Source organism: Tateyamaria sp., assembly GCF_059783535.1.
The window spans coordinates 1-6,737 of sequence record NZ_JBYNDP010000166.1; the positions used below are offsets into that span (position 1 = coordinate 1).

General features: G+C 59.6%; 7 protein-coding genes and 1 pseudogene. 1 reads left to right on the plus strand and 7 read right to left on the minus strand.

The window, feature by feature from the left end:
- A partial coding sequence (locus tag AC6RA8_RS20030) for an aconitase family protein (protein ID WP_500355229.1) occupies window positions 1-1,333 on the minus strand: 1,333 nt, incomplete at its 3' end.
- A 253-nt stretch (window positions 1,334-1,586) separates the two neighbouring features.
- Between AC6RA8_RS20030 and AC6RA8_RS20035 the strand changes: the two genes are divergently transcribed.
- Window positions 1,587-2,279 (plus strand): DUF1223 domain-containing protein, encoded by a 693-nt coding sequence (locus AC6RA8_RS20035; RefSeq protein ID WP_500355231.1) that lies wholly within the window; start codon window positions 1,587-1,589, stop codon window positions 2,277-2,279.
- Window positions 2,280-2,286: 7 nt separating this feature from the next.
- Here AC6RA8_RS20035 and AC6RA8_RS20040 read toward each other — a convergent pair whose 3' ends face one another.
- The 6 genes and pseudogenes from AC6RA8_RS20040 to AC6RA8_RS20065 all read right to left on the minus strand — a co-directional run.
- Window positions 2,287-3,183 carry a lysophospholipid acyltransferase family protein gene (locus AC6RA8_RS20040; protein WP_500355233.1) on the minus strand — a complete coding sequence of 299 codons (897 nt, stop codon included), beginning with the start codon at window positions 3,181-3,183 and terminating at the stop codon, window positions 2,287-2,289.
- Between the two features lie 25 nt (window positions 3,184-3,208).
- Complete coding sequence (locus AC6RA8_RS20045) at window positions 3,209-4,072, minus strand: DMT family transporter (RefSeq protein WP_500355235.1); 864 nt, start codon at window positions 4,070-4,072, stop codon at window positions 3,209-3,211.
- Between the two features lie 119 nt (window positions 4,073-4,191).
- Window positions 4,192-5,271 (minus strand): flagellar motor switch protein FliG, encoded by a 1,080-nt coding sequence (locus tag AC6RA8_RS20050; protein ID WP_500355236.1) that lies wholly within the window; start codon window positions 5,269-5,271, stop codon window positions 4,192-4,194.
- A 72-nt stretch (window positions 5,272-5,343) separates the two neighbouring features.
- Window positions 5,344-5,949 carry a tetratricopeptide repeat protein gene (locus AC6RA8_RS20055; RefSeq protein ID WP_500355238.1) on the minus strand — a complete coding sequence of 202 codons (606 nt, stop codon included), beginning with the start codon at window positions 5,947-5,949 and terminating at the stop codon, window positions 5,344-5,346.
- An 86-nt stretch (window positions 5,950-6,035) separates the two neighbouring features.
- Window positions 6,036-6,200, minus strand: a complete 165-nt coding sequence (locus AC6RA8_RS20060) for a carbohydrate-binding module family 14 protein (protein ID WP_500355240.1) — start codon at window positions 6,198-6,200, stop codon at window positions 6,036-6,038.
- A gap of 195 nt (window positions 6,201-6,395) precedes the next feature.
- Window positions 6,396-6,737, minus strand: a pseudogene (locus tag AC6RA8_RS20065) (adenylosuccinate lyase); the annotation flags it as partial.

Genomic DNA, 6,737 nt, shown 5'->3' on the forward strand with positions numbered 1-6,737 from the left:
CATAGGGGTTCGAGGTGTTGGTGCAGGAGGTGATCGAGGCGATCACGACCTTGCCGGATTCCATGGTGTAGTCTTCGCCGTCGACTGCGACTTCCTTGCCCATCGGACGCTTGAACGTCTCTTCCATTTCCTTGTGGAAGGCTGTTTTGGCGTCCGTCAGGGCCACATAGTCCTGAGGGCGTTTGGGGCCCGAAATGGCGGGCACGATTGTGCCCATGTCGAGGTGCAGGGTGTCGGTGTAGATCGGAGCATAGTCTGCGCCTCGCCAGAAACCGTTTTCTTTGGCATAGGCTTCGACTAGCGCGATGCGGTCTTCGTCCCGGCCTGTGTTGCGCAGGTAGCGCAGGGTTTCGTTGTCGATGGGGAAGAAGCCGCAGGTGGCGCCGTATTCGGGGGCCATGTTTGCGATCGTGGCCCGGTCGGCCAGTGGCAAGCGGTCCAGACCTTCGCCATAGAATTCGACGAACTTGCCCACAACGCCCTTGGCGCGCAACATTTCCACGACCTTCAGCACGAGGTCAGTGCCAGTGGTGCCCTCGATCATGGAGCCGGTCAGCTCAAAACCAATGACTTCGGGGATCAGCATCGAAATAGGTTGGCCGAGCATGGCGGCTTCGGCTTCGATCCCGCCAACGCCCCAACCCAGAACAGCTGCGCCGTTGACCATGGTGGTGTGGCTGTCGGTGCCGACAAGTGTGTCGGGATAGGCCACCTCGGCTCCGTTCTGGTCGGTGTCGGTCCAAACGGTCTGGGCGAGGTATTCGAGGTTCACCTGGTGGCAGATGCCGGTGCCGGGGGGGACAACGCGGAAGTTGTTGAAAGCGGATTGCCCCCATTTGAGGAAGGTGTAGCGTTCCATGTTGCGTTCGTATTCGCGGTCCACGTTCATCTGGAAGGCGCGGGGGTTGCCGAACTCGTCGATCATCACTGAGTGGTCGATGACAAGATCAACGGGGTTCAGCGGGTTGATCTTTTCCGGGTCACCGCCGAGGGCCACCAGACCGTCACGCATGGCGGCTAGGTCCACAACGGCGGGCACGCCGGTGAAATCCTGCATCAGCACGCGGGCAGGGCGATAGGCAATCTCGCGGGGGTTTTTGCCGCCTTTGGCGCCCCATTCCGAAAAGGCCTTGATATCGTCGACGCTGACGGTCTTGCCGTCCTCAAACCGCAGCATGTTTTCCAGCACCACCTTGAGGGCGGCAGGCAGGTTTGAGAAGTCGCCCAGACCCGCATCCGTGGCTGCGGGGATCGAGTAATAGTCGATGGAGTGATCGCCAACGGTCAGCGTCTTGCGCGTCTTTGCGGTGTCTTGACCTACGGTGATGGGCATGGGCTATCTTCCTTTCCTGAAACGGATGGGGCAATGACTTGGTTTCGTCATGCCCTGAAATGACGTCTGCGATCAACTGCATTTAGGGTGTGCGCGCCGTTTTTGTATACCGTTGCATACCGTTTTTGTACGCATTGTCGTGATCGGGCTGTCACATATGCTCAACAAACCTTGATTGGCAGTTTGGGAAAGTCTCTCATAATTAAGCCGTACCGGACGAACCCCAACCTACAACAGGTAGTACGCCCCCTTGATGCATCGTTTGATCCCCGTTGTCTTCGCGGCCTTCGCCAGCTTGACCAGCCCCGTCGCCGCGCAATCGCCCGTGGTGGTCGAACTGTTCACCTCTCAGGGATGTTCGTCGTGCCCCCCGGCGGACAAGTTGATGCATGAACTGGCCAAACGGGACGACGTGATCGCCCTGGCCTTGCATGTGGACTACTGGGACTACATCGGCTGGAAGGACGAGTTTGCGGACCCGGCCTATGCCAAGCGTCAGCGGGGCTATGCTGTCGAGGCGGGGCGCCGGTCCATCTACACCCCGCAGATGATCATCAACGGGCAGACAGACATAGTCGGTGCGCGGCCCATGGAATTGTCGCGATTGATTATGGAATATGCGGAAAAAGTGACGCCGGTTACTTTGGATGTCACGCGCAGCGGTGACAGCGTTCAGATCGTGGCGCAAAGCAGCGCCTCGAACGGACCGCTGGTTGTGCAGATGTTGCGCTATACGCCCGAACGCACGGCGCGCATCACACGGGGCGAAAACGCGGGCCACACAATTTCTTATGCCAATGTCACCGAGGATTGGAAAATCCTGCAGGAATGGGATGGCATCACTGATCTTGAGATCGAAGCAGACGCACCTGGTGAACTGCCTTTGGTCGTGATGGTTCAGCAGGGTTTGAGTGGCCCGATACTGGCCGCGGCGCAAATTCGGTAATTCCAGTTCAGCGGGCTCTGACCCGCCAGCGCCGCGCAACCCAGAGCCATTGATCCGGATTTGCCCTGATGCGTGCGCTGATGCTGTCATTCATCGCTTGCGTCATTTTCATTGGGTCTGAGTGCGGTATCGGATCTTCCATGACGCAGTCAAAGGTCAGTCCGTCGGCCTTTCGGATGCCATAAAACGGGATCAGCAGAGCATTATACCGTAGAGCCAGCTCGGCCGCCGAGACGGCTGTGTGCGCGGGGTGTCCGAGAAAATTCAGCACCGGCGCCTGAAAAACGTGCTGATCGAAAAGCAGAACAAGCTGGCCACCGGCCTTGAGATGGCGCACGAATCCTGCTGTCCCCTTACGTCCCTGCGGAAAAACAGGTCCACCAAATGCCTGCATGGTGCGCACGTAGTGGGCATTGAAGTACGGGTTCGACATATCACGATACAGCCCACCCACGTCGAAACCACGCCCTACGAGCGCGGCGCGCAAAGCTTCGTAGTTGCCGAAATGTCCGGTCACGAGGATCACCGGCTGTCCATTGTCGGCCGCGTCGACCATCGCTTGCAGTCCGGGCCCCTCAATCGCGGCATCTTTCTGGCGGTCCAGAAGGATGCGTGTCGAATAGTTTTCGATCAGTGTGCGCCCGACATTTCCAAGACTTTCACGCGCAATGCGCTCGTGTTCGGCATGCGGGAGGTGGGGCATCGCAAAAGCCACATGTTCCACTGCGCGGCGTTGGAAGCCAGCGGCTGGCCCCACAATGCGCGACATGATCCAACCCATGAATGGGACGCGCCAGCGATATGGCAAAGCAAGGGCAGCCCCAATACAGGTGCGCGCCACCGCGTTGGTGGCGAGGTAGGCGAGCTTGACGCGCCAGGGCAGGTCTTCGGGATCGTATCGCATCGAGGTCCGTGTTCTGGGCGTGCCGTCAATTGGCCCGCGTTTCCCGATGCCAGACATAAATCCCGGCCCCTGCGATCACAAGCGCGCCAATCAGCGTGGCAGCGTCAGGCCATTCATTGAAAAAGACCAACCCCCAGATCAAGGCTGTGATCAGCCCAACATAGTTAAAGGGTGCGAGCAGGCCCGCCTCGGCCTGCGACAGCGCGCGGATCAGCATCAATTGACCAACCGTGCCAAATACACCGATCACCCCGAGCAGTGCGATGGCTGACAGTGTCAGGGAGGGCGTGTGAAAAGGCACCAGACCGCTGATGATGACCGATCCGATCAGCCCGGTGTAGAAGAGGGACGTCCAGACATCTTCATCTGGGCCGACACGCCGGGTAATCAGCGTGTAGCCAGCAAAACAAAAGGCCGCGACAAGCGGCAACAGGGCTGCAGGTTGGAACACATCGGTTCCCGGGCGAATGATGATCAGAGCGCCCACAAGGGCGGCGACAATGGCGCCAATGCGGCGCGGCCCGAGCTGCTCACCCAGAAACAAGGCTCCGCCTAATGTGATCAACACGGGGTTCAGCGCCATGACAGTGGTTGCTTCGGCCAAACCAATATGGCCAAGGGCCGAGAAGAAAAAGAAGATGGCCAGCATCAAGACAACGGAGCGTGCGATTTGCAACTTGGGGTATCTGCTGCGCACCACCTGTCGCAAGCGGGGTGCGATCAGCATCAGCACGATCAGCATTTGTCCCGCGTAGCGTGCCCACAAGGCAGGCAGGGTGCCTGTGGCGGGTGACACCGCCTTGACCGCTACGTCCATGATGCCAAAGCAAATGATGGCTGTGACGGTCAGTAGGATGGCACGGGATGGATTGGAAGAATGCGTTTGCATTCATGCCGCTTACGCGGTGCCGTGAGGGGTGTGGAGTGCTTCGCGTTGGCGCAACGCCTGCGTCGAGCAGACCTCAGACGATGTAAGGTTGCGCATGATGGTGAGGCATCGTGTCGGCCCTATTCCTCTTCCTCTTGGGCGATGAGCATGAGGTCGCCGCTTGCCTCCATATCGCGGATCGCTTTGACAACATTGCCCATGGCCGCTTCGACATCTGCCGGTTTTGGCGTGCCAGCCTCTTCCACCTCTTCGCGCATCTGGTCTGCCATGCGCGCAGACATGTTGGTCAGGACAAACTCGACAGAGGGGTCGAACCCCATCGCCGGTGCCCCTGCAAAGGCCGTGATCAGATCGTCCTGTTCGACATTGCGCAAGATGCGCGGCACATCGCGGGGTTCAATTCGGGTTGGGATGTTTTCAAAGGTGAAGATGGCCTTGCGAACAGCGGTCGCGAACCCTTCGTCCGTTTCGTCCAACCCGGCAAGCATCTCGTCCCGGGTGGTGGAGGTCGATGAATTGAGGATGGCGCCGACACGTTCAACCGGCCCGTTGTCAAACGCCCGCACCGGCTGCGCCTCCAATTGGGTGGCGAGCGACAGGCCGATCCGTTCCACGGCTTCCGGCGTGACGGCCCCAGTCTGCGAGACGGCATAGGTGATCTGGCGTGCGCGCGGACCGGGGAGCAGGCCCAGAAGCTGCGCTGCCTTATCCACATTCAGTTTCGACAGCATGACGGCCGCGATTTCCACCGCTTCTTCTTCCAGAACCGGCAACAGGGTGTCTGGTTCCATCTCGCGAATGCGCTGCCAGGGATCGCCGCCGCGTTTCACACCAGCCTCTTTGCGCAGGCGCGCAGCTGTTTGCGCGCTGATCTTGCCATCAAGAGCATCCAGGGCGCCAGCCACGCTGCCCGGCAGGCTCAGGCCGATGCGTTCAACCTCTTCGGCGAACTCCGTCGCCACCATCTGCAACGTGTCCCGGTCGACCACCCGCATGGAGCCCATCGCCTTGGTCAGATGCGCTTGCAGGTCTTCGGGCAATTCTTCGAGTGCGATGTCCGCCCCTTCGTTCAGAAGTAGACGGACGACAATGGCGGCCTTGGCCCGACGCGACAGCGATAGTGGCGTGCGACTAGAAGAAAAACCGCCACCCTGCTGCACTGGGGCAAGGGTGGCGGACACGGGTACCAGTTCGGTCATGTCCTGCCTCGAAACGATTTGATGTCGTTCTTGGCAGGCAAAGGTTGAGAATCCCTCAACCCAGACTGGGGATCAGTAGTTGTACGTGGTCCCTGTTTCGATCGCGTCACGCAGGCTGGCTTCGGCCCAGGTGCCAGCTCCGCCACGGGCCTGGATTTCGCGCAACTGGATCATGGCTGCCACGGTGTCGCCTTCGACCACCTTGCCTTGGCCCATGTAGGAGCGGGCGAGAATGTTGTCGGGGTTCGCGTCGATGGCCTGCTGGTAATAGACGTTGGCCAGTTCAAGTTGGCCGGTCTTGCGGGCGGTGAAGCCGCGATAGGTCAGCACGCGGTCTTCGGCCTGATCTGGCATCTGGTCGAGCACGGTGTTGGCCTCGTTGTAGCGGCCTGCATAGGCCAGTTCGCGCACGGCTTTGTAAAGCTCATCCGCATCCAGATAGGATGTCTTGTCGGGGCGCACGCATTTGCCGATCGTCGCGTCCCACACACCGTTCACGGGCTGTGAAAAGCGGACATAAGCCTTCTTGTCGGGATCCCATTGGCGCGCCTGCAGGCAGTTCTGTGTGGTTTCGGTTTTCTTGGGTTTTGCGTTGTCGTTGCCGCCTGCGGCAAAGCTGCTGGTGGGCAAGGCCAGCGGGAGGGCGATGGCCGTGGTCAGGATCAGGGTGCGCAGCATGGGAAGTCTCCGTATTGGATGCGTCGGGTATGATGCAGAGACAACCCGACGCCTCCGCTTTTTATGCGATCACGAAATCGTGAGCGCTATCCGGTCGCCGTGACACAGCGGTTTGTGTCCGCGTCATAGACCGTGCCTTCTGCACAGGACATCGCTTGCTGTTCGTGTTTGCCATAGTTGCAGCCCATGGCGAATGTCAGCGTCGGGGCGAGGGTGAACGCCAGTGCCACCACAAGGGTCTTGGTCTTCATCTGTCCTCTCCTTTGTCTTGGGTGAGGCAAAGGTAGTCCAGAGAGGGTGATCCGCCAAAGAAAAACGCAAACAGGCGTATGGTGATGCGCCTTACTGCATGCAATCTGCGCGAAAGCGGGTAAGGCGGAGGTGTCCTCCGCCGCATATTTTAGGGCGCGAAAACCGTAAGGCGGACGTGTCGTCAGCCCCGCAGGTCAGCCTTCGGCGAACACCCGGGCAAAGATCGTGTCGACATGCTTGGTGTGATAGCCAAGGTCGAACTTCTCTTCGATCTCTTCCTTGCTCAGGGCGGCGGTCACATCCGCATCGGCCAGCAATTCCTCTTTGAAATCCGTGCGGTGTTCCCAGACCTTCAACGCGTTGCGCTGGACAAGGGTGTAGGCATCCTCGCGGCTGACACCGGCTTGGGTCAGGGCAAGTAACACGCGCTGACTCATCATCAGACCGGGGAACTTGTTCATGTTCTCCAGCATGTTCTCGGGGAAGATCAGCATCTTGTCGACAACGCTGGTCAGGCGCGCCAGCGCAAAGTCGAG